15 protein-coding genes and 1 riboswitch are annotated in these 20,926 nt (G+C 71.1%); of the genes, 7 read left to right on the top strand and 8 right to left on the bottom strand.

Annotated features, from left to right (window positions below):
- Positions 1-14: 14 nt before the first annotated feature.
- From sucD to ACWDVB_RS08735, 5 genes are all read right to left on the bottom strand, one after another.
- Positions 15-899, bottom strand: a complete 885-nt coding sequence (gene sucD, locus ACWDVB_RS08755) for a succinate--CoA ligase subunit alpha (protein WP_451514851.1) — start codon at positions 897-899, stop codon at positions 15-17.
- Positions 900-920: 21 nt separating this feature from the next.
- The gene (sucC, locus tag ACWDVB_RS08750; protein WP_451514850.1) at positions 921-2,099 is read right to left on the bottom strand and encodes an ADP-forming succinate--CoA ligase subunit beta; all 1,179 of its coding nucleotides are present in this window, start codon (positions 2,097-2,099) and stop codon (positions 921-923) included.
- 380 nt (positions 2,100-2,479) lie between these two features.
- Positions 2,480-3,631 (bottom strand): VWA domain-containing protein, encoded by a 1,152-nt coding sequence (locus tag ACWDVB_RS08745; RefSeq protein ID WP_451515025.1) that lies wholly within the window; start codon positions 3,629-3,631, stop codon positions 2,480-2,482.
- A gap of 5 nt (positions 3,632-3,636) precedes the next feature.
- Positions 3,637-6,117, bottom strand: a complete 2,481-nt coding sequence (locus tag ACWDVB_RS08740; protein ID WP_451514849.1) for a DUF5682 family protein — start codon at positions 6,115-6,117, stop codon at positions 3,637-3,639.
- Entirely contained in the window at positions 6,114-7,262 is a 1,149-nt protein-coding gene (locus tag ACWDVB_RS08735; protein WP_451514848.1) for an ATP-binding protein, read from the bottom strand. The genes ACWDVB_RS08740 and ACWDVB_RS08735 overlap by 4 nt, the downstream gene beginning before the upstream one ends.
- Positions 7,263-7,415: 153 nt before the next feature.
- Here ACWDVB_RS08735 and ACWDVB_RS08730 point away from each other — a divergent pair, with 153 nt between their 5' ends.
- Entirely contained in the window at positions 7,416-8,765 is a 1,350-nt protein-coding gene (locus ACWDVB_RS08730) for an SWIM zinc finger family protein (protein ID WP_451514847.1), read from the top strand.
- 83 nt (positions 8,766-8,848) lie between these two features.
- The gene (locus ACWDVB_RS08725) at positions 8,849-10,492 is read left to right on the top strand and encodes a DUF5691 domain-containing protein (RefSeq protein ID WP_451515024.1); all 1,644 of its coding nucleotides are present in this window, start codon (positions 8,849-8,851) and stop codon (positions 10,490-10,492) included.
- A 109-nt stretch (positions 10,493-10,601) separates the two neighbouring features.
- Here the strand turns inward: ACWDVB_RS08725 and ACWDVB_RS08720 are convergent, their stop codons facing one another.
- Positions 10,602-11,018 carry a cobalamin B12-binding domain-containing protein gene (locus ACWDVB_RS08720; protein ID WP_451514846.1) on the bottom strand — a complete coding sequence of 139 codons (417 nt, stop codon included), beginning with the start codon at positions 11,016-11,018 and terminating at the stop codon, positions 10,602-10,604.
- Between the two features lie 618 nt (positions 11,019-11,636).
- On the opposite strand from ACWDVB_RS08720, the gene ACWDVB_RS08715 reads away from it, so the two are divergent.
- Both ACWDVB_RS08715 and ACWDVB_RS08710 read left to right on the top strand, forming a co-directional pair.
- Positions 11,637-12,437: a lipase family alpha/beta hydrolase gene (locus ACWDVB_RS08715; RefSeq protein ID WP_451515023.1), complete on the top strand. Its 801-nt coding sequence runs from the start codon at positions 11,637-11,639 to the stop codon at positions 12,435-12,437.
- A gap of 216 nt (positions 12,438-12,653) precedes the next feature.
- Entirely contained in the window at positions 12,654-14,105 is a 1,452-nt protein-coding gene (locus tag ACWDVB_RS08710) for a M23 family metallopeptidase (RefSeq protein WP_451514845.1), read from the top strand.
- 22 nt (positions 14,106-14,127) lie between these two features.
- Here ACWDVB_RS08710 and pcrA read toward each other — a convergent pair whose 3' ends face one another.
- Positions 14,128-16,695, bottom strand: a complete 2,568-nt coding sequence (gene pcrA, locus ACWDVB_RS08705; RefSeq protein WP_451514844.1) for a DNA helicase PcrA — start codon at positions 16,693-16,695, stop codon at positions 14,128-14,130.
- Positions 16,696-16,924: 229 nt separating this feature from the next.
- A riboswitch (cyclic di-AMP (ydaO/yuaA leader) is annotated at positions 16,925-17,080 on the top strand.
- Between the two features lie 8 nt (positions 17,081-17,088).
- On the opposite strand from pcrA, the gene ACWDVB_RS08700 reads away from it, so the two are divergent.
- Positions 17,089-18,351 carry an NlpC/P60 family protein gene (locus tag ACWDVB_RS08700; protein WP_451514843.1) on the top strand — a complete coding sequence of 421 codons (1,263 nt, stop codon included), beginning with the start codon at positions 17,089-17,091 and terminating at the stop codon, positions 18,349-18,351.
- A gap of 89 nt (positions 18,352-18,440) precedes the next feature.
- On the opposite strand, the gene ACWDVB_RS08695 is transcribed toward ACWDVB_RS08700, so the two are convergent.
- Complete coding sequence (locus tag ACWDVB_RS08695) at positions 18,441-18,794, bottom strand: hypothetical protein (RefSeq protein ID WP_451518141.1); 354 nt, start codon at positions 18,792-18,794, stop codon at positions 18,441-18,443.
- Positions 18,795-19,138: 344 nt separating this feature from the next.
- Here ACWDVB_RS08695 and ACWDVB_RS08690 point away from each other — a divergent pair, with 344 nt between their 5' ends.
- Together ACWDVB_RS08690 and ACWDVB_RS08685 are read left to right on the top strand one after the other, a co-directional pair.
- The gene (locus tag ACWDVB_RS08690; RefSeq protein ID WP_451518140.1) at positions 19,139-20,203 is read left to right on the top strand and encodes an NlpC/P60 family protein; all 1,065 of its coding nucleotides are present in this window, start codon (positions 19,139-19,141) and stop codon (positions 20,201-20,203) included.
- 32 nt (positions 20,204-20,235) lie between these two features.
- On the top strand, positions 20,236-20,895 hold the full coding sequence (locus ACWDVB_RS08685; protein ID WP_451518139.1) for a hypothetical protein: 660 nt from the start codon (positions 20,236-20,238) through the stop codon (positions 20,893-20,895).
- Positions 20,896-20,926: the final 31 nt, after the last annotated feature.

The following is a 20,926-nucleotide window of genomic DNA, read 5'->3' as shown; positions in this document are numbered from 1 at the left end:
GCCGGAGGCCAGATCTAGCCCGCCAGGATGGCCCTCGCCAGCTTCGCCGTCTCGGTCGGCGTCTTGCCGACCTTGACGCCGGCGGCCTCAAGGGCCTCCTTCTTCGCGGCGGCGGTGCCGGAGGAGCCGGAGACGATGGCGCCCGCGTGGCCCATCGTCTTGCCCTCGGGCGCCGTGAAGCCCGCGACGTAACCGACGACCGGCTTCGTCACGTTGGCCTTGATGTAGTCCGCCGCACGCTCCTCGGCGTCGCCGCCGATCTCACCGATCATCACGATCAGGTCGGTGTCGGGGTCGGCCTCGAACGCCTCCAGGGCGTCGATGTGCGTCGTACCGATGACCGGGTCGCCACCGATGCCGACGGCCGAGGAGAAGCCGATGTCGCGCAGCTCGTACATCATCTGGTACGTCAGCGTGCCGGACTTCGAGACCAGGCCGATACGGCCCGGCTTCGTGATGTCGCCCGGGATGATGCCGGCGTTGGACTGGCCCGGGGTGATGAGACCGGGGCAGTTCGGGCCGATGATGCGGGTCTTGTTGCCCTTCGACTTCGCGTACGCCCAGAAGGCGGCGGAGTCGTGGACGGCGATGCCCTCGGTGATCACGACGGCGAGGGGGATCTCGGCGTCGATCGCCTCGACGACGGCGGCCTTGGAGAAGGCCGGCGGCACGAAGAGGACGGAGACGTTCGCGCCCGTCTTCTCCATGGCCTCCTTGACCGTGCCGAAGACCGGCACCTCCGTGCCGTCGAAGTCGACGGACTGGCCGGCCTTGCGCGGGTTCACGCCGCCGACGATGTTCGTGCCGTCACCCAGCATGAGCTTGGTGTGCTTCATGCCCGTGGCACCGGTCATGCCCTGGACGATGACCTTGCTGTCCTTGTTGAGGAAGATAGCCATGGCTGTTCTGTCCCTCGTCCCTTACTTCGCGGCCGCGAGCTCGGCGGCCTTGTCGGCCGCGCCGTCCATGGTGTCCACACGCTGTACGAGCGGGTGGTTGGCGTCGGACAGGATCTTGCGACCCAGCTCCGCGTTGTTGCCGTCGAGGCGCACGACCAGCGGCTTCTCGACCTTCTCGCCCTTGGAGGCAAGCAGCTCCAGGGCCTGAACGATGCCGTTGGCGACCTCGTCGCAGGCGGTGATGCCGCCGAAGACGTTGACGAAGACGGACTTGACGTCCGAGTCGCCGAGGATGATCTCCAGGCCGTTCGCCATGACCTCGGCGGAGGCGCCGCCACCGATGTCGAGGAAGTTGGCGGGCTTCACACCGCCGTGCGCCTCACCGGCGTACGCGACGACGTCCAGGGTCGACATGACCAGACCGGCACCGTTACCGATGATGCCGACCTCGCCGTCGAGCTTCACGTAGTTGAGGTTCTTGGCCTTGGCGGCAGCCTCGAGCGGGTTGGCTGCGTCCTTGTCCTCAAGAGCCTCGTGGTCGGCCTGGCGGAAGTCGGCGTTCTCGTCGAGCGAGACCTTGCCGTCCAGGGCCAGGATGCGACCGTCCTTGGTCTTCACCAGCGGGTTGACCTCGACGAGGAGCGCGTCCTCGGCGACGAAGGTCTCCCACAGGGTCACCATGGCCTCGGCGACACCCTCGGCCACCTCGGCCGGGAACTTCGCCTGGGCCACGATCTCGCGGGCCTTCTCGATGGTGACGCCGGTGTTGGAGTCGACCGGGACCTTCGCGAGGGCCTCGGGGGTCTTCTCCGCGACCTCCTCGATGTCCATGCCGCCCTGCACCGACGCCATGGCGAGGAAGGTGCGGTTGGTGCGGTCGAGGAGGTACGAGACGTAGTACTCCGCCTCGATCTCCGGAGACAGCTCGGCGATCATCACCTTGTGGACCGTGTGGCCCTTGATGTCCATGCCGAGGATGTCCGTCGCGCGAGCGACGGCCTCGTCCGGGGTCGCCGCCAGCTTCACGCCGCCGGCCTTGCCGCGGCCACCGACCTTCACCTGCGCCTTGACGACCGACTTGCCGCCCAGTCGCTCGGTGGCCTCGCGCGCCGCCTCAGGCGTGTCGATGACTTCACCGGCCAGCACCGGTACACCGTGCTTGGCGAAGAGGTCCCTCGCCTGGTACTCGAACAGGTCCACGCGCGTCCGTCCCTTAATCCGTGATCTCGCTGCGATCTCGCTGCTTTGTGGTCAGCTGTCTGCGTGGGCGTGCCGCGGAGGGCAACGTGACTGCGCTGTCACAAGGGAGGCGTAGGACGGAGTCCGGTACGCGGCATGTCCGTCTCGCAGGTTATCGCCGTGGGACCTGGGTCCCTAAATCGCAGATCACATTTATGCGGTGATGACGGTCACAGAACCAGCCATCGGCGTGACGGTCACCACGGCAAACGGACCCCCTCCACCGCTTCGGACACGGCCCGTTTGCTCCCCTTGCTCCCGCGATCAGGCAGCGCACCTCACGCCTCGCACCTCACGCCTCGCATCTCACGCCTCGCATCTCAGGCAGCACGCATCGCGCATCAGACGTCAGGTATCGGAAGCGGGCGCTTCTCGATCGCCGCGGCCATCACCTCCGGGAAGAGGTCCGGCGTGCAGGCGAAGGCCGGCGCGTCCAGCGCGGCGAGCGCCGCCGCGTGCTCGCGGTCGTACGCGGGCGTCCCCTCGTCGGAGAGCGCGAGCAGCGTCACGAACTGCACTCCGGACGCCTTCATCGCCGCGACCCGCTTCAGCATCTCGTCACGTATGCCGCCTTCGTAGAGGTCGCTGATGAGGACGACGACGGTGTCGGCGGGCCGGGTGATCTGCGACTGGCAGTACGCGAGGGCGCGGTTGATGTCGGTCCCGCCGCCCAGCTGCGTGCCGAAGAGCACGTCCACCGGGTCGTCGAGCTGCTCGGTCAGGTCGACGACGTTGGTGTCGAAGACGACGAGCCGTGTGGTGAGCGAGCGCATGGAGCCGAGCACGGCGCCGAACACCGAGGCGTAGACGACGGACGCCGCCATCGAGCCCGACTGGTCGATGCAGAGGATGACCTCCTTCTTCACGGACTGCGAGGCCCGCCCGTACCCGATGAGCCGCTCGGGGACGATCGTCCGGTACTCCGGCAGGTAGTTCTTGAGGTTGACCGCGATCGTGCGGTTCCAGTCGATGTCGTGGTGGCGGGGCCTGCTGACGCGCGCGCTGCGGTCGAGTGCTCCGGTGAGCGTGGAACGGGTCCGCGTCGCGAGCCGCTTCTCCAGGTCCTCGACGACCTTGCGCACGACAGCACGCGCGGTCTCCTTCGTCGTCTCCGGCATCGCCTTGTTGAGGGAGAGCAGCGTGCCCACGAGGTGTACGTCGGCTTCGACGGCCTCCAGCATCTCGGGCTCAAGGAGCAGCGTGGAGAGCCCCAGCCGGTCGATGGCGTCGCGCTGCATGACCTGGACGACGGATGAGGGGAAGTACGTCCGGATGTCCCCGAGCCAGCGCGCCACGGACGGCGCGGACCCCCCGAGCCCCGCCGAACGGTCCCGCCCCCGGCCACCCTTCTCACCCCTCGCTCCATACAACGCGGTGAGCGCCCCATCCATAGCCGCGTCCTCCCCGGCAAGCACACACCCCGTCCCGCCCGTCCCGTCGGCCCCTTCCGCCCCCAACACAAACCTCCACCGCCGCAACCGCTCCTCGCCCATCCCGGTCACCTCAACACCCCCGAAAGATCGTTGCCGTGTGTCCGCGCGGCGCCCAGCAGCAGTCGCACGACCGGCACCACGGCATCCGCCCGGGCCGCGTCGATCTCCTCGGCGAAACCGGGCGGTCCGCTCCCGCCCACCGCTGCGCCGACGCCCGCCGTCCCGCGCCGCACCAACTCGCCCAGCGTCCGCCGCACGCCCGGCTCGTACGCGGAGAACGTGCGCCGCAGCAGCGGCAGTACGTCGATGAAGGCGTCGTCCGACACCCCGCTCAGCCAGTCGTCCACCAGGCCGAGCAGCCGCTCGTCGTGCACGAGCAGCATTCCGCCGCCGGAGCCGCCCCCGACGAACCCCTCGATCCACGCGGCCCCTTCGGCGGGCTCGCTCCCCCGGGACAGCGCCAGGCCCATGAGCCGGGCGGCTTCCTCGTCCGCCAGGTCGCCGCCGTCGAGCAGCAGCCGCACACACCTGCCGCGCACGACCCCCACCACGGCTTCCCGCTGCGCGAGCACGCGCAGTACGGAGGACCAGCGGGCCCGGATCCCCTGGGAGGCCGAAGCCGATCCCGCCGTGCCCGCGCTGCCGGGCGACGGCGATGGCGGCGTCGGCGCGCCCTTCGCGGGAGCCGCCCGGAACTCCCCCAGCAGCCCCACCGCCTGGTGCACCGCGTCGACGTGACCCCGCATCTCCAGGGCCGCCTCCGCGTCCAGCCCGGCGCAAGCACCCGGCAGCCCCACGAAGACCCGCTCCGCGAGCCCGTGGGCGACCTCACCGAGAGCCCCCGTGTCCGTCCCCCGCACGTCCCCGTACCGAAGCGACCGCACCAGCGCGGGCAGGGCCTGCGCGAGATGCCCGACGTCCGCGTCCAGCGCCGCCCTATCCGCCAGCACCCGCATCACCACGGGCAACGCCTCCGGCAGCTCCGCCAGCAGACACCGCTCGGCGAGCGCGGTGACGTCACCGAGAGCCGTCGCCCCGACCGCGTCGGCGGACGCCTTGGCCGTGGCCGCGCCGAGCACCGTGGTCCCCCACACCCCCGCCTCGGCGACCCGCACCGAAAGCTCCGGCTCCCACCGCAGCCGCCAGGTCTCCCGGAACGTCCCCGTGCTCCCCCGGGACCACGCCGGCTCGCCCCAGCCGATGCCGAGCAGCCGCAGGCGGTGCAGCAACGTACTGCGCGCCGCGTCCGTCTCCTTGCGGAGGTCGAGCTCCACCTCCCGCTCCAAGGCCTCCGGCTTCAGCCGCAGCTTGCGCTGGAGCCGCGTGAGGTCGCGCTGCAACGGCACCGCGGGCGCCGCCTCGGGAACCTCCCCCAGTACGTCCCCGACCACGAGCCTGTCGTGCACGAGGGCGAGCGGCACGTCCGAGCCCTCGCACATCACCGCCCGCACGGCGTCGGTCGTCTCGGTGAGCCCCGCCAACGGCCGTCCCCGCATCGCGGCGAGCGTGTCGGCGAGCCGGACCGCCTCGATGACATGCGCGGAGGAGACGAGCCTGTCCTCCTCCCGCAACAGCCCCGCCACCTTCGTCATCCAGCGCTCGACGGGCCGGTCGGGGGCGCTGAACAGATGGCTGTACCAGCCGGGGGACGCGATCCCGGCTCCATATCCACTGGCCCGGGAGAGCCGGCGGTGCGTCCAGGGAACCCACGTCATCTCCGCCTTCACCTTGGGGAGCCCCTTGAGCAACGCCCGGTCGGCGGCCACGGTGACCCTGCGCCGCAGCGCGGGCACATGCCAGGCCCCGCACACCACGGCCACCCGGTCCGGCCCGAACTCCTTCTGCGCGGCCCGGATCCGAAGCCGCATATGGGCCTCGCGCACCAGGTCGCGGCCGTGCCCGCCGTCCCCATAGGCCTCGCGCAGCGCCCCCATGGCGTCACTCAGCGCCTCGAACGGCGCGAACGCGTCGCCGCCCACCGCCCGGTGCTCCACGACGTCCTCCCACCAGCGCTCGGGATCGTCGTATCCGGCGGTCTCGGCGAGCACGGCGAGCGGGTCGACCCGCAGGGCCTCCGCATCCTCGGGGTCCCCTTCGGCATCCTCCGGGGCCCCCTCGCCCCCGTCCTCGGCCTGCTCCTCGGCCTGGTCCTCGGCCTGCTCCTCGGCCCGCGCCAGCGAATGCGCCGCCGGAAGGTCGATGAAGCGCACCGGCACGCCACGCCCGACGGCCCACCGGAGGGCCACCCACTCCGGAGAGAACTCGGCGAGCGGCCAGAACGCGGAGCGGCCCGGCTCGTCCACCACGTGCGCGAGCAGCGCGACCGGCGGCCGCATCGCCTCATCGGCGGCGAGCCCCACCAAGGAGTCGGCCTCGGGCGGGCCCTCGACGAGGACGACCCCGGGCCGCCCCTCGTCGAGCGCGGCCCGCACCGCACGGGCCGACCCGGGCCCGTGATGCCGCACCCCGAGCAGCAGCGTCCCCCCGGCCCTCGCCGAGGTACTCGCCTGAGTCCCCACCGCGGTCCGAGTCTCCGCCCCCGTCATGCGCTCACCTCACGGCACGCGCGGTAGAAGTCCTTCCAGCCGTCACGCTCACGCACGACCGTCTCCAGGTACTCCTGCCAGATCACGCGGTCCGCCGCCGGGTCGCGCACGACGGCGCCGAGGATTCCGGCCGCGACGTCCCCGGGGCGCAGGACCCCGTCTCCGAAGTGGGCCGCCAGGGCGAGCCCGTTCGTGACGACGGAGATCGCCTCGGCCGTCGAAAGCGTGCCGCTGGGCGACTTCACCTTCGTACGCCCGTCGGCCGTGACGCCGCCGCGCAGTTCGCGGAAGACGGTGACGACACGGCGTATCTCATCGATGCCTTCGGGTCCGGCGGGCAGGTCGAGGGAGCGGCCCATCTGGTCGACGCGGCGCGAGACGATGTCGACCTCGGCGTCGGCGCTCTCGGGCAGGGGCAGGACGACGGTGTTGAAGCGGCGGCGCAGCGCGCTCGACAGGTCGTTGACCCCGCGGTCGCGGTCGTTGGCGGTGGCGATGAGGTTGAAGCCGCGCACAGCCTGCACCTCCTGGCCGAGCTCCGGGATGGGCAGGGTCTTCTCCGACAGGATCGTGATCAGCGTGTCCTGCACGTCGGCCGGGATGCGGGTCAGCTCCTCGACCCGGGCCGTCATCCCCTCGGCCATCGCCCGCATGACGGGGCTGGGTACGAGCGCGTCGCGGCTCGGGCCGTGCGCGAGGAGCCGGGCGTAGTTCCACCCGTACCGGATCGCCTCCTCCGGCGTGCCCGCCGTGCCCTGCACGAGCAGCGTCGAGTCCCCGCTGACCGCGGCGGCGAGATGCTCCGAGACCCAGGTCTTGGCGGTGCCGGGCACACCGAGCAGCAGCAGGGCGCGGTCGGTGGCGAGCGTGGTGACGGCGACCTCCACGATGCGGCGCGGCCCCACGTACTTCGGCGTGATCACGGTGCCGTCGGGGAGCGTACCGCCGAGCAGATACGTCGCCACGGCCCACGGCGAGAGCTTCCACCGCTGCGGCCTCGGCCGGTCGTCCTGCGCGGCGAGCGCGGCCAGCTCGGCGGCGAAGGCTTGCTCGGCGTGGGGCCGCAGTGCCCCGGACGGATCCGCGGGCGCGGACGCGGACGGATTCGCGGTCGCGGACGTCGTCGAGTCGACGGAAACGGTCATGGAGCGATCCCCCTCCAGCTCGTCCGGGCACGTCTGGCCCGGATGTGTCTCCACCGTGCACCACGCCACTGACAATCGCCCCCCGCACGACTCTGACCTGCACGGATATGCACGCCGGGGCCGATTGTCAGTGGCGGGACCTACCTTCGAGACATGACTCAGCAGGGGGTGCGCTGGACGGCGGATCAGGTGCTGGCACTGGCGCCTGATGCCCCGTCACGCAAGGCGGGAAGCAAACTTGGTGTCGCCGGCCCATGGTCGGAGGCGGGCAGTTCTGGCGAGGGGACGGTGTGGGGGCTGTGCAAGGGCAGTGGCAGCAAGCCGTATCGGACGGTCGTGGACATCGCGGACGCGGCGGGACCGGCGTACAAGTGCAGTTGTCCGAGCCGCAAGTTCCCGTGCAAACACGCGCTCGGGCTGCTGCTGATCTGGGCGGGCGGAGACGGCACCGTGCCGGACGGGGAGCCGCCGGCATGGGCGGAGGACTGGCTGGGTTCCCGCCGCAAAAGAGCGGAGGACAAGCGGAGTTCGCCGGCGTCGCCCGCCGCGTCGGCCGACCCTGAGGCGGCGCGCAAGAGGGCGCAGAAGCGGGCCGAGCGGATCACGGCGGGAGCGACGGAGCTGGAACAGCGCCTGTCCGACCTGCTGCGCTCCGGCACGGCCTCCGCCGAACAGACGGGGTACGGCCTGTGGGAGGAGACGGCGGCCCGCATGGTCGACGCGCAGGCGCCCGGGCTTGCCGCGCGCGTGCGGGAGTTGGGGGCCATACCGTCCTCGGGGCCCGGCTGGCCGGTGCGTCTGCTGGAGGAGTGCGCCCTGCTGCACCTCCTCGACCAGGGCTGGCTCCACCGCGACCAGCTGCCGCCCGAGCTGGCCGCCACGGTGCGCTCCCGCGTCGGCCTGCCCGCCCAGCCCGATGACCCGCCGGTGCGGGACCGCTGGCTGGTCCTCGCGCAGTACGACACCGCGGACAGCAAACTGACCACGCGCCGCATATGGCTGTACGGCACGGAATCCGACCGCACGGCCCTGCTCCTCTCCTACGGGGCGGCGGGCCGCGCTCCGTCCCTCGCCCTGCCGGTGGGCCTGGCGCTCGACGCGGAGCTGACCGGCTATCCGGGCGCGCGCCGGCTGCGGGCGGACCTGGGCGAACAGTTCACGGCCCCGGCACCCACCACACAGCGTCCGCCGGGCGTACGTACGGAGGAAGCCGCCGCCCGGTACGGCGAGGCGCTGCGCGACGACCCCTGGCTGGAGTCCTGGCCGGTGACGCTCTCCGACGTCATACCGACCCCGGCCGACAGCTCGTGGCAACTGGCCGACGCGGGGGCCGGTTCGGCGCTCCCTATCGCACCGTACGCCGCGTCCGGGGCGGGTCTCTGGCGGCTGATCGCCCTGTCCGGAGGCGCACCGCTGACGGTGTTCGGCGAGTGCGGCCACCAGGGCTTCACCCCCTTGGCGGCCTGGCCCCAGAGCGGTGGAGAGACGGTGCCGCTGTGCTGACGAACGAACGCCATGTGGAGCCGACGAACGAGCATCAGGAGGAACAGTTGCCTGCCGCACCGCTACCGGCGAAGGCCGCTCCCGTGCACGCCCCTTGGGAAGAGCTGGTCACGACCGCCCTGCTCGGCACCGACCGCCGCGCACTGCCGGCCGCCCTCCACGCCCCCGGCAAGGAGGCACCGATCGCCCTCCTGGACGAGGCGGCGGTGCAGACGGTCCGCCGCAGGGCGGGACTGCGTCCGGCACCGGCCGCCGCCCCGCCCGAGCCCGCCGCGCGGGACTCCAGGACACCGCTGCCTCCCGCGGCCCGGCGCAGGCTCGCCACGCTGCTCACCGACCAGCCCGGCACCGGCAGCGGTGGCAGACGGGGCGCGACACCGGACCTGATGGAACTCCTCCCGCAATGGCTGGCCCTGGCCAACGCCCGGGGGTACGGCGCGCCGCCCGAACTGCTGCCCGCTCTCCTCAACGCGGCACGCGGCCGCACGGATCTGCGCCCCCAGGCGCTCACCTTCGCGGGCCCCAGAGCCCTGTGGCTGGCCCGCCTCAACCCGGACTGGAAGTTCGCACTCCGTGCCACCCCGGGAGGCGGCGTCGCGCTGCCTCCCACCGATGACACACCCAAGGTCCGACAACTGTGGGAAGAGGGCCTCTTCGCCGAGCGCGTCGCACTCCTCACCACGCTCCGCGCGCGGGACGCCCATGCCGCCCGCGAACTGCTCGCCACGACGTGGACGACGGAACGGGCGGAGGACCGTCTGATGTTCCTCGACTCGCTCCGCACCGGTCTGTCCGCCGTGGACGAGCCGTTCCTGGAACAGGCCCTCACCGACCGCAGCCGCAACGTGCGCTCCACCGCGGCGGAGCTGCTCTCCGCGCTCCCCGACTCGGCGCTGGCCGGGCGGATGGCGGCCCGGGCGGCCTCCTGCGTGGCCGTGGACCACGTGGCGAGCACACCGACCCTCACGGTCGAGGCCCCGCACGAGTGCGACGCGGGCATGGAACGGGACGGCGTCGCCCCCAAACCCCCCACCGGCCGCGGCGCACGCTCCTGGTGGCTCGGCCAACTGGTCGAGGCGGCCCCGCTGGACACCTGGCAGACCCGGCTCGGCAACCGCACCCCGGCCGAGATAGTGGCGCTCCCGGTGGCCGACGACTGGCGCGGCGAGCTGCACGCCGCGTGGTGCCGTGCGGCCGTACGACAGCGGGACGCGACCTGGTCCAGGGCCCTGCTCGGCACGCCCGCGTCCCCGGACGCCGCGGGCCCCGGAGCCGTATCGCTCGCCGAACGCGCCAAGCTGCTCGCCTCGCTGCCCGCGCCGGAGCGGGCGGAGTGGGTCGCCGGTTTCATCGCCTCGCACGGCCTGTCCGAGGCGTTCCAGCTGCTCGGCGTGTGCGCGGTCCCCTGGGCCGAGGCCTTGGGCCGCGCGGTCGTCGACGCCCTGAACATCGCGCGGGACGCGGGCAGTTATCCCTGGAGCTTCAGTGGAGTCATGGGCCTGGCGGAGCGCTGCCTCGACCCCGCGGAGACGGTCCGCCTGGAGGCGCTCACCGCGATCCCCGACGAGCCGGAGGACGCGTCACCCGGGGCAGGCAGCTACTGGTCGGAGGCGTTCCAGCGCCTGGTCACCACCCTGCGCCTGCGCGCGGCCATACGCGACGAACTCCCGCCCACGGCCCCCGAGGGGCAGACCCACCACCGCCCGGCAGCCGCAAGTGAGACGTGAGGGCCGCGCCCACGACGTTCCGGGGGCGCGACCGACGCCAAGGCCGGCAGAACGCCGGCCCAAGACCACCAGAACGCCGACCCGAGGCGCCCCAAGGCGCCCCGCCGGATCAGGCTCCGGCAGGCTGCTGCACGTTGGCCCGTACCCACTCCACGATAGAAGTCGTGGTGGCCCCCGGCGTGAAGATCTCCGCGACGCCCTTCTCCTTCAGCGGCGCGATGTCCGCCTCCGGAATGATGCCGCCGCCGAACACCAGGATGTCCTGGGCGTCCCGCTCCTTCAGGAGCTCGATCACCCGCGCGAACAACGTGTTGTGCGCCCCGGACAGGATGGAGAGACCGATCGCGTCGGCGTCCTCCTGGATCGCGGTGTCCACCACCTGCTCGGGCGTCTGGTGCAGCCCGGTGTAGATGACCTCCATACCGGCGTCACGCAACGCCCGCGCGATCACCTTGGCCCCACGATCGTGCCCGTCGAGCCCCGGCTTGGCGACCACCACGCGGATCGGCCCGGCTGCCACACCCATCACTGCCTCCATGTACCGATATCCGTACCGACATCCATCTGTCCAAGCACAGATACCCCGCACCGCACCGGCCGGGGAAGTGAACGAACGTTATCTCCAGCATCCCGCAAGCCGCAGTTTCGCGGTGGAGAGGGAGGGGGAAATCACACGTTGGGACACGTTCGCTGCGCGCCGGCCACTACCCAGGGGTTCACGCTCCGCATCCGGACCAGGCGCGAGGGGAGCCGCATCGAGATCGCCGTACCACCACGCCGTCAGCCGCACGGCATGGTGGTACGGCCGCATCGGCGACGCAACGGGGGGCACGGAACCGCCACACCACGGCGGCACAGCGCGCCATCGCACAGCCGACTCCTTACTCACGGCTCCCCCTAGGGCACACGGGGGACGGAGCCGTCCTCCCGTGCGCCGGTCGGGAGGTCGACGATGCACGTCACAGGGGCCCGCCCCTTTCGCCCCAGCAACTTTCGGCTGCCAGAACTGCCTGGGCTGTCCGGGCTGTCCGGGCTGTCCGGGCTGCTGAGACTGCCTGGACTACCGGCGCTGAACGCGCTGGCCGCGTTGCCTGCACTGCACGCGCTCCCCAGTCTGCCCGCGCTCCCCACGCTCCCCGCCAAGATGGCGGGCCGCCTCTCCGTGGCCCTCCTGAAAGCGACCGCCCTGGAAGCGGCGATCCTCGCGGGCCACCTCCTCCTCTACCCCTCTGGCATCACCCAGGAACGCAGGGCGGCCGCCGTACAGCCACCCCCCGACGCCCCGCGCCTCCCGCCGGACAGCAGGCCTCCGGTTCTCCTCCTGCACGGCTTCATAGACAACCGCTCCGTCTTCGTCCTGCTCCGCCGCGCCCTGTCCCAGCACGGCGGACGCCGCGTCGAGTCGCTCAACTACTCGCCGCTGACCTGCGACATCCGCACCGCCGCCGAGCTGCTCGGCCGCCACGTGGAAGAGCTCTGCGAGCGCACGGGCCACCGCCGGGTGGACATCGTCGGACACAGCCTCGGCGGCCTGATCGCCCGCTATTACGCCCAGCGCCTCGGCGGCGACGTACGCGTACGCACGCTGGTCACGCTCGGCACACCGCACGCCGGCACCCGTGTCGCACCGCTCGCGGACGCGCACCCGATCGTGCGGCAGATGCGCCCGGGCTCCGACGTGATCGCGGAGCTGAAGGAACCGGCGCCGCACTGCCGCACGCAGTTCGTGAGTTTCTGGAGCGATCTGGACCAGATCATGATCCCGCTGGAAACGGCCTGCCTCGATCACCCCGACCTGATCGCGCAGAACGTCCGGGTAACCGGAATCGGCCATCTCGCGCTGCCGGTGCATCCGGCGGTCGCGAGCGGCATCCGCCAGGCGCTCGATCTGGCCCATCCAGGGACCGACGCCAAGGGTGCGGCGGGCGGACTCACGGTCGCCTGACGACGACGGCTCATCGAGCCTCGGACCCAAAAACGGAACCCTGCATTCGAACGAAACTCGAACGCAGGGCCAAAGCTGTGCCCGCAGTCCGCCGAAACACGGCCGAATGCCCTTTTCCTGAAACCATGAAACCTGCCGAAGATTGTCCCGCCCGTATACCGCCGGGTACAGTCGCCGCACTGCTCTGCCCCTGCTGCCGAGGCGAAAGAGAAGTTGGTGAACGACCGTCACCCGTCGGGGAGCTCGACTCCCCAGTCCTCGGCACCCGGCGCCGACTACGCGCACTACGCGACGTACGACCAACAAGGCGCCGAGCGCGGCGGCTACGGCTATGACACCTACTCCACCGGCACATTCGACACCGGAGCCATCGCCACCGGAAGCTTCGACACCGGTACGTTCGCCACCGACCCGCTCTTCGGCAACATGCCCGGCCCCGACTACGGCACGGGCCAGTGGGCGACCGCCACGGAAACCCAGCAGCAGACGCTCGACTACGACGCGTACGCCACGCAGCACCAGGCCGCCCCGTACGACACGGGCAGCCACGGCACCAGCTCCGTCTGGCCGTCCGGCGCCTATCAGCACCTCGCCGACATCCCGTCCCAGCCCGGCCCCGACAGCACGGGCCAGTGGGACGCCTCCGCTTGGAACCAGTCGCCCGAGACCGGCCAGTGGGAGACGCAGACCTTCGACACGGGCGCGTACGACGCCACGGCGTGGAACTCCGCCGTCACCGAGCAGCAGTACGAGGTCCCCGCCGAGACCCCGTACGAGATCGATGAGCCGTACGAGATCACGGAGCCGTACGACATCGCGGCACCCGAACCGCCGACCTCGGACGCCTCGGACAGCGCAGACTCCTCAGACGCCTCGGCCTTCACGCCCCGCGCCTCTCGCGGCAGGAGCGGCGGATCCGGCGGGGGCCGCTCCAGAACCCGTCGCCGCACCCCCGCCAAGCGCTCCGCCCTGCTCACCGTCGCCGTGCCCTCGGCCTGTGTGATGGGCGTCGCCGGGGTGGCCGCAGCCTCCGTGACCAGCTTCGGCGGGGACGGCGAGAAGGAGACGACGGCCTCGGCCCCGGACACCACGTCCGTGAAACCTTCCACCGCCAACAACAAGCTGGACACCCAGCTGGCCAACCTCTCCGCGGACGCGGGCGACTTCGCGGACCGCGCGAGCCGCACGCAGGAGCGCATCGATTTGAAGGCCGAGAAGGTGGCCGCCGAGAAGAAGGCCGCCGCGGAGGCAGCGCGCAAGGAGCGGCTCCGTCCCAAGTTCGCCCTGCCGGTGAAGCAGCACGGCCTGAGCGCGTACTACGGCCAGGCCGGCGTCAACTGGATGTCGGCGCACTCCGGGATCGACTTCCCCGTGTCATACGGCACGGAGGTGCTCGCCGCGACCGACGGCACCGTGTCCACGAAGTGGAACAGCGCCTACGGCAACATGGCGATCGTGACCGCCAAGGACGGCACGGAGACGTGGTACTGCCACCTCTCCACACACAAGATCTCCAACGGCCCCGTGAAGGCGGGCGAGGCCATCGCCTTCTCCGGGAACTCCGGCAACTCCACGGGACCACACCTGCACTTCGAGGTGCGCCCCAGCGGCGGCTCGGCGATCGACCCGCTGCCGTGGCTGCGCAGCCACGGCCTCGACCCGACGTAACCCCCGGCCGCCGCCCCGCGCGTTACAACTTCTCCACCGGCGCGTACCGCAGCAGCAGCCGCTTCGGCTTGGGCTCGCCGAAGTCCACCGTCGCCTCGGTGTTGGCGCCCGTTCCCTTGACCCCGACCACGGTCCCGAGGCCGAACTGGTCGTGCGTGACCCGGTCCCCGACCGCCAGCGAGACCACCGGCTTCTCCGAGGCGCGGCGGGTCGCGAAGCCCTGGGCGCCGCCCGCGCGCGAGCGCGAGGAGGACAGCGACGAGGCGATGCCCCCGGCGGGACCGGATGACGCGAGGGCGCCGACGGAACCCTTCCGCTTCCAGTCCAGATGGGCATCCGGAATCTCTTCGAGGAAGCGCGACGGCGGGTTGTACGAGGGCTGACCCCAGGCGCTGCGCATCGAGGAGCGCGTCAGATAGAGCCGCTCACGCGCGCGTGTGATGCCCACGTAGGCGAGGCGGCGCTCCTCCTCCAGCTCCTTGACCTGCCCGAGGGAGCGCATGTGCGGGAAGACGCCGTCCTCCATGCCGGTCAGGAACACCACCGGGAATTCGAGGCCCTTGGCGGTGTGCAGCGTCATGAGGGTGATGACTCCGGAGCCGTCGTCCTCCTCATCTGGAATCTGGTCGGAGTCGGCGACGAGCGCGACGCGCTCCAGGAAGCCGGAGAGCGTGCCGCCGGGAGCGGCCCCCTCGTCGCCTTCCGCCTGACCGCCTTCCGCCTGATCGCCTTCCGCCTGGTCACCCTCCGTCTGGGCGCCTTCCGCTCGGGCGTCTTGCGCCTGGGCGTTTTCCTGCTCGAACTCAAGCGCCACGGCGGCGAGTTCCTGAAGGTTCTCGATGCGGGTCTCGTCCTGCGGGTCGGTGGACGCCTGCAACTCGGCCAGATAGCCGGTCCGTTCGAGCACGGCCTCCAGGATGACGGCCGGGCCCGCGCCGGACTCGACGATGGTCCGCAGCTCCTCCATGAGCGTGTTGAAGCGCTTGACGGCGTTGGTGGAGCGGGCCGCCATTCCGTACGCCTCGTCGACGCGGCGCAGCGCCTGCGGGAAGGAGATCTTCTCGCGCTGGGAGAGCGCGTCGATCATCGCCTCGGCGCGGTCGCCGATGCCCCTCTTGGGCACGTTGAGGATGCGCCGCAGCGGGACCGCGTCCTCGGGGTTGGCGAGAACGCGCAGGTAGGCCAGCACATCGCGGACCTCCTTGCGCTCGTAGAAGCGCACGCCGCCGACGACCTTGTAGGGCAGGCCGACGCGGATGAAGATCTCTTCGAAGACACGGGACTGCGCGTTCGTACGGTAGAAGATCGCGACGTCGCCGGCCTTCGCGTCGCCCGCGTCCGTGAGCCGGTCGATCTCGTCGGCGACGAACTGCGCCTCGTCGTGCTCGGTGTCGGCGACGTAACCGGTGATGCGGGCACCGGCGCCCTGGTTGGTCCACAGGTTCTTCGGGCGGCGGCTTTCGTTGCGCTCGATGACCGCGTTCGCCGCCGTCAAGATCGTCTGCGTGGAGCGGTAGTTCTGCTCCAGGAGGATCGTCGTCGCGTCGGTGTAGTCCTCCTCGAACTGGAGGATGTTGCGGATGGTGGCGCCGCGGAAGGCGTAGATCGACTGGTCCGCGTCACCCACCACGCACAGCTCGGCGGGCTCGGCGGGGTCGGCGGGGTTACGGCCCTCGCCTCCGGAGGGGCCGACCAGCTCGCGCACGAGGGCGTACTGCGCGTGGTTCGTGTCCTGGTACTCGTCGACCATGACGTGGCGGAAGCGGCGGCGGTAGTGCTCGGCGACGTCCGGGAAGGCGCGCAGGAGATGGACCGTCGTCATGATCAGGTCGTCGAAGTCCATCGCGTTCGCCTCGCGCAGACGCGACTGGTACATGGCGTAGGCCTGGGCGAGGGTCTTCTCGAAGCCGTCGGCGGCCTGGACCGCGAAGTCCTCCTCGTCGATCAGCTCGTTCTTCAGGTTCGAGATCTTGGCGCTGAAGGACTTCGGCGGGAACTTCTTCGGGTCGAGGTCCAGGTCGCGGCAGACCAGGGCCATCAGACGCTTGGAGTCCGCGGCGTCGTAGATCGAGAAGGAGGACGTGAAGCCCAGCTTCTTGTACTCGCGGCGCAGGATGCGGACGCAGGCGCTGTGGAAGGTCGACACCCACATCGCGTTGGCCCGGGGGCCGACGAGGTGCTCGACGCGCTCCTTCATCTCGCCCGCGGCCTTGTTCGTGAAGGTGATCGCGAGGATCTGGCCGGGGTGCACACCGCGCTCGGCCAGGAGGTACGCGATGCGGTGGGTCAGGACGCGGGTCTTGCCGGAACCGGCGCCGGCGACGATGAGCAGCGGCGAGCCCGCGTGCACGACGGCCGCGCGCTGGTTCTCGTTCAGCCCCTCAAGGAGGGTCGCCGAGTCGATGACCGGGCGCGGGGCACCGTCGCGGTAGTGCGAGTCCCGGGTCATGGGCACGTCGAACTTCCCGCTGAACAAGTCGTCCGGAACCGGTTCCGGAGCGCTGTCCTCGGGCGGCGGCGGGGGTTCTTCGTCCGCGGCCCGGGAAGGCCGCAGGTCCGCCAGGAAGCTGTCATCAAAGAGGCTGCTCATCGCCTCCCGAGTCTAGGCGGCCCCACTGACAACCCGCTCGGGGTTCCGGCCACCTTCTGCTGGGTGCCCGGTCACACTCCGCCACACCGCTGTCGGCCGACGCCTCGAGCCTCGTGAAGTCACGGAAATGTATCGGGCATATCGAACATCAACCTTCACATGCGTCACACAAGTTGGCTAGCGTGCAGCGCGGGCTGCTCGTCCCCCGCCGGCGAACCTCGCCGGGAGCGGGTGGCCTCCGCCGAGTCCGACGCGTTCGGAGCCGGGGACCCACCGAAAACTTGGGGTGAATCGGTCCCGTACGCAGTACGGGACCGTAGGGCAACCTTCCGGACCACCCGCCCGAACCCGACAGCTAACCCGGTAGGCGGTCTACGGAAGGAGTCGCCTCCCTTGGCGTCGCACCGCAAGCCGCGGACCCGGACAGCCGGAATTCGCACCGCCCCCGCCGTCGGCATCACGACGGCGGCCCTGACCTCCGTGGCGCTCCTGTCGCAGAGCGCGCAGGCAGCCCCCTCCGCGCCGACGAAGCCCAGCCTCGAAGAAGTGCGGAAGAAGGTCGACGACCTCTACCACCAGGCGGGCGTGGCCACCCAGAGGTACAACTCGGCCAAGGAGAAGACCGAGAAGCAGCGCAAGAAGGCCGACCGCCTGCTCGACGACGTGGCCAAGCGCGCGGACAAGCTGAACGAGGCGCGCCAGGAGCTCGGCTCCTTCGCCGCCGCGCAGTACCGCACCGGCGCCGCCTCCCAGACGGCCACGATGATGCTGGCCGACGACCCGCAGGGCTACTTCGACCAGAACCACCTGGCGGACCGGCTGACCTCGCGGCAGAAGAAGGCCGTCGACGACTACCAGGCGGAGCAGGCGTCGGCGACGAAGCAGCGTACGAAGGCGGCGAAGAGCCTCAAGACGCTGAGCGACTCCCGGGACGACCTCAGGACGAGCAAACGGACCGTCCAGACGAAGCTGGGCGAGGCGCGCGAGCTGCTTTCGGAGCTGACCGCCGAGGAGAAGGCACGCCTCGCCGTGATCGAGCGGAAGAAGGAGCGGGAGGCCAAGCGCAAGGCCGAGGAGCTGGCCCGCAAGGAGGCCGCCGAGGCGGAGCGCAAGCGCAAGGCGGAAGAGGCGGCGCAGAAGGAGCAGGATCAAGGGCAGGGGCAGGGGCAGGAGCAGGACCAGGGGCAGGGGCAGGGGCAGGACGAGGGCCAAGGCTCGGGCGCCGACTCAGGTTCTGGCTCCGGCTCCGGCTCCGGCTCTGGCTCCGGCTCCGGCTCCGGCTCCGGGAGCACCGACGGCGATTACGCCACCAAGGCCGCGAAGGTGATCGACTTCGCGGAGGCCCAGATCGGCAAGCCGTACGTCTGGGGCGCCACAGGACCCGACTCCTACGACTGCTCCGGGCTCACCCAGGACGCGTGGAAGGCCGCCGGGATCACCCTGCCGCGCACCACATGGGACCAGGTGAAGGTCGGCACGACCGTGAAGACCGCCGATGCCCAACCCGGTGACCTGGTGTTCTTCTACGACGACATCAGCCACGTAGGGATCTACATCGGCGACGGCAAGATGATCCACGCCCCGAAACCGGGCGCGAACGTCCGCGTCGAGTCGATCTACTACATGCCGATCCACAGCGTGGTGCGCCCGGCGTAGCCAGCCACGAAAAGCACCCTCTTACGCGCGCGTGGCCCGCACTCTCTCGGGAGTGCGGGCCACGCGCGCGTAGAGGCTCGTTCGCGGGATCAGGTCCACAGCACGGCGATGAAGATGTTCGCCGTGGTCAGCAGGCCCACCGCGCCGAACATGCCCTTGTCGACCTTCTCCTCGTCCCGCTTCACGTAGACCAGCGCGAGGATCACGATCAGCACGGCCATCTTGATGCCGATCTTGAGGTTGTTGACCGCGTTGTCGTCCGCCTGGTTGAGGCCCACCAGGGCCACACCGGTGACGAGCATGGTCAGCGCGCCGTGCAGCATCGCGGGGCTGAAGCGGGCGGTGCCCTGGCCCATCTGCTTCATCTGGGTCAGGAAGCCGCCCAGGAGGGAGGCGATGCCGATGATGTGCAGAGCGACGAAGAGATGGATGAGTACGTCCATGAGGCCGGAGCCTAGCCGGGGCCCTTACCGCTCCCCGCAGGCGGGCTCGTATCACCTCTCGATGGGCAGGCGGGGCGCAAGCGCCACATTGGTCACAGCCATTCGCGAAGAGGGCATCACCTCGCGATCAGGACGGACACGACCGGTCACCAGTCCAACCACTTCCGTCGGTTGCGCACAAGCCGTCACCAAGCCGTGACGGCCAGGTTTAGCGTCCTTCACCAGGTGCCCGGCTCCCCACCGCCGTCCCGCCCAGGGCGGCAGTCGGACACCACCGCCGAGGAAGCCGGCGGCGGCCCACTCCCCCTGTGCGGGCCGTCGCCGGACAGCTAAGGAGCCCCTTCGTGGCAGCGCACCGCAAGCCCAGGCAGCGCTCGCTCAGCGGCCACACGGCCCGCACCGCCGCCACTCTCGCCCTCGCCGGAGCCGCCTCGGTGACCGCCTTCGACGGCTCGGGGCACGCGGACCCCCGACTCAGCCCCGCCGAGGTGAAGTCCAAGGTCGACTCGCTCTACCGCGAGGCGGAGATCGCCACCGAGAAGTACAACGGCGCGAAGGAGAAGGCCGAGAAGGCCAAGACATCACTCGGCGGGCTGCGCGACGAGGCGGCCCGCAAGACGGAGAAGCTCAATTCCATCCGACGGGGCCTCGGTGCGTACGCCGCCGCGCAGTACCGCGCGGGCGGCATCGACCCCTCCGTGCAGCTCGCGCTCTCCTCGGACCCCGAGCAGTTCCTGGACCGCGCCTCGCTCGCCGACCGGGCCGGCAGCCGCCAGGCCGCGGCCATCAGCGGCGTACACAAGAAGCTCCAGGAGATCGACCAGCTGCGCACGGAGGCCGATGACCGCCTGTCCGACCTGCGCTCGCGCCAGGCGGAGCTGAGGAAGCACAAGAAGACCGCCACCGGAAAACTGGCCGAGGCCAAGCGGCTGCTGTCCCGGCTCACCGACGGACAACGCGCGGAGTTCGCGGGCGACGACGCCGACCGGACCACCCGCTCGGACACCCGCGCCCCTCTGCCCGGCGCCCCTCTGTCCGGCGCCCCGGCCAAGGCTCCGAACGCCCGCGCCGCGGCCGCCGTTTCCTACGCCTACAAAGCGCTCGGCAGCCCCTACGTGTGGGGCGCGACGGGCCCGAGCGCCTTCGACTGCTCGGGGCTGACGCAGGCCGCGTACCGCTCCGCGGGCGTCTCGCTGCCGCGCACCACCTACGCCCAGATCACCGCGGGCGAGCGGGTCCCACGCTCCGCACTGCACCCCGGTGACCTGGTGTTCTTCTACCCGGGCATCAGTCACGTCGGCATCTATGTGGGCAACGGCCAGATGATCCACGCCCCCAACCCGAGCGCCCCGGTGCGGCTCGCGCCGATCGACCAGATGCCGTTCGCGGGCGCGACTCGGGTGGTGTGAACCGCCCCGCCGCCCCCAGTACTGTCGGGCCCATGCCCAGCCGTACGTTGCCGCCGCCTCCTCCTCCCATGCATCTGCGCACCTGGCCGGACCGGCAGACGATGCTCACCGACCGCGGCCTGGCCCTCCACGAACTCCAGAGGCGACACCTCGGAGTCCACCGACTCCTCTTCCTGTGGCTGTGCGGTTCCGGCGCCGTCATCGGCTGGGTGCTGCTGGTCCAGCCGCTCCAGCTCATCGAGGACAAGGACGCCACGGGGCTCATCCTCGGCCCGGTCCTCGCGATCCTCGGCCTCGCGGCGCTGGGCCCCGCGGTGGTCGGCGTCGTCCTCAGCGTCCGCCGCGACCGGCGGATACGCGAACTCGCCGACAGCTGGCTCGCATTGGACAGCCACCCGGCGTCCGACGCCGGGCTGCGCTCCCCCGGCCTCAGCCTCCTGTGGCTCCTGTCCTCCCTCGCCGTGTGCGCGCTCGGCCTCTGGGCGTCCTTCTCGGCGGCCGCGTACGCCGAACCGGGCCGTGACACCTACGCCGACGTCGCCCTCGGCATGGGCGCGGGCCTCATCGTGTGGCTGACGGGCCTCATGGGCGCCACGAAGGCCGTCAGCCATTACCGCTGGGCACTGCGGAAGCTGCGCCCCGCACCGACGCCCGGCGGCATCCGCCACGAGGCCATGTCCACAAAGCCCTGAGCTGGGCCGGGGCCGCCCAGGGAGCAGTCGC

This window comes from Streptomyces sp. NPDC003379, assembly GCF_053589195.1.
Note: the sequence above shows the minus strand (reverse complement) of the source record. Positions and strands in the feature narration are given on the sequence as shown.

Bases quoted from the DNA above. Each gene is read 5' to 3' on its own strand.
- sucD (WP_451514851.1), bottom strand. From the start codon at position 899: ATGGCTATCTTCCTCAACAAGGACAGCAAGGTCATCGTCCAGGGCATG.
- ACWDVB_RS08745 (WP_451515025.1), bottom strand. From the start codon at position 3,631: ATGGGCGAGGAGCGGTTGCGGCGGTGGAGGTTTGTGTTGGGGGCGGAA.
- ACWDVB_RS08740 (WP_451514849.1), bottom strand. From the start codon at position 6,117: ATGACGGGGGCGGAGACTCGGACCGCGGTGGGGACTCAGGCGAGTACC.
- ACWDVB_RS08735 (WP_451514848.1), bottom strand. From the start codon at position 7,262: ATGACCGTTTCCGTCGACTCGACGACGTCCGCGACCGCGAATCCGTCC.
- ACWDVB_RS08730 (WP_451514847.1), top strand. From the start codon at position 7,416: ATGACTCAGCAGGGGGTGCGCTGGACGGCGGATCAGGTGCTGGCACTG.
- ACWDVB_RS08720 (WP_451514846.1), bottom strand. From the start codon at position 11,018: ATGGGTGTGGCAGCCGGGCCGATCCGCGTGGTGGTCGCCAAGCCGGGG.
- ACWDVB_RS08715 (WP_451515023.1), top strand. From the start codon at position 11,637: ATGGCGGGCCGCCTCTCCGTGGCCCTCCTGAAAGCGACCGCCCTGGAA.
- pcrA (WP_451514844.1), bottom strand. From the start codon at position 16,695: ATGAGCAGCCTCTTTGATGACAGCTTCCTGGCGGACCTGCGGCCTTCC.
- ACWDVB_RS08695 (WP_451518141.1), bottom strand. From the start codon at position 18,794: ATGGACGTACTCATCCATCTCTTCGTCGCTCTGCACATCATCGGCATC.
- ACWDVB_RS08685 (WP_451518139.1), top strand. From the start codon at position 20,236: ATGCCCAGCCGTACGTTGCCGCCGCCTCCTCCTCCCATGCATCTGCGC.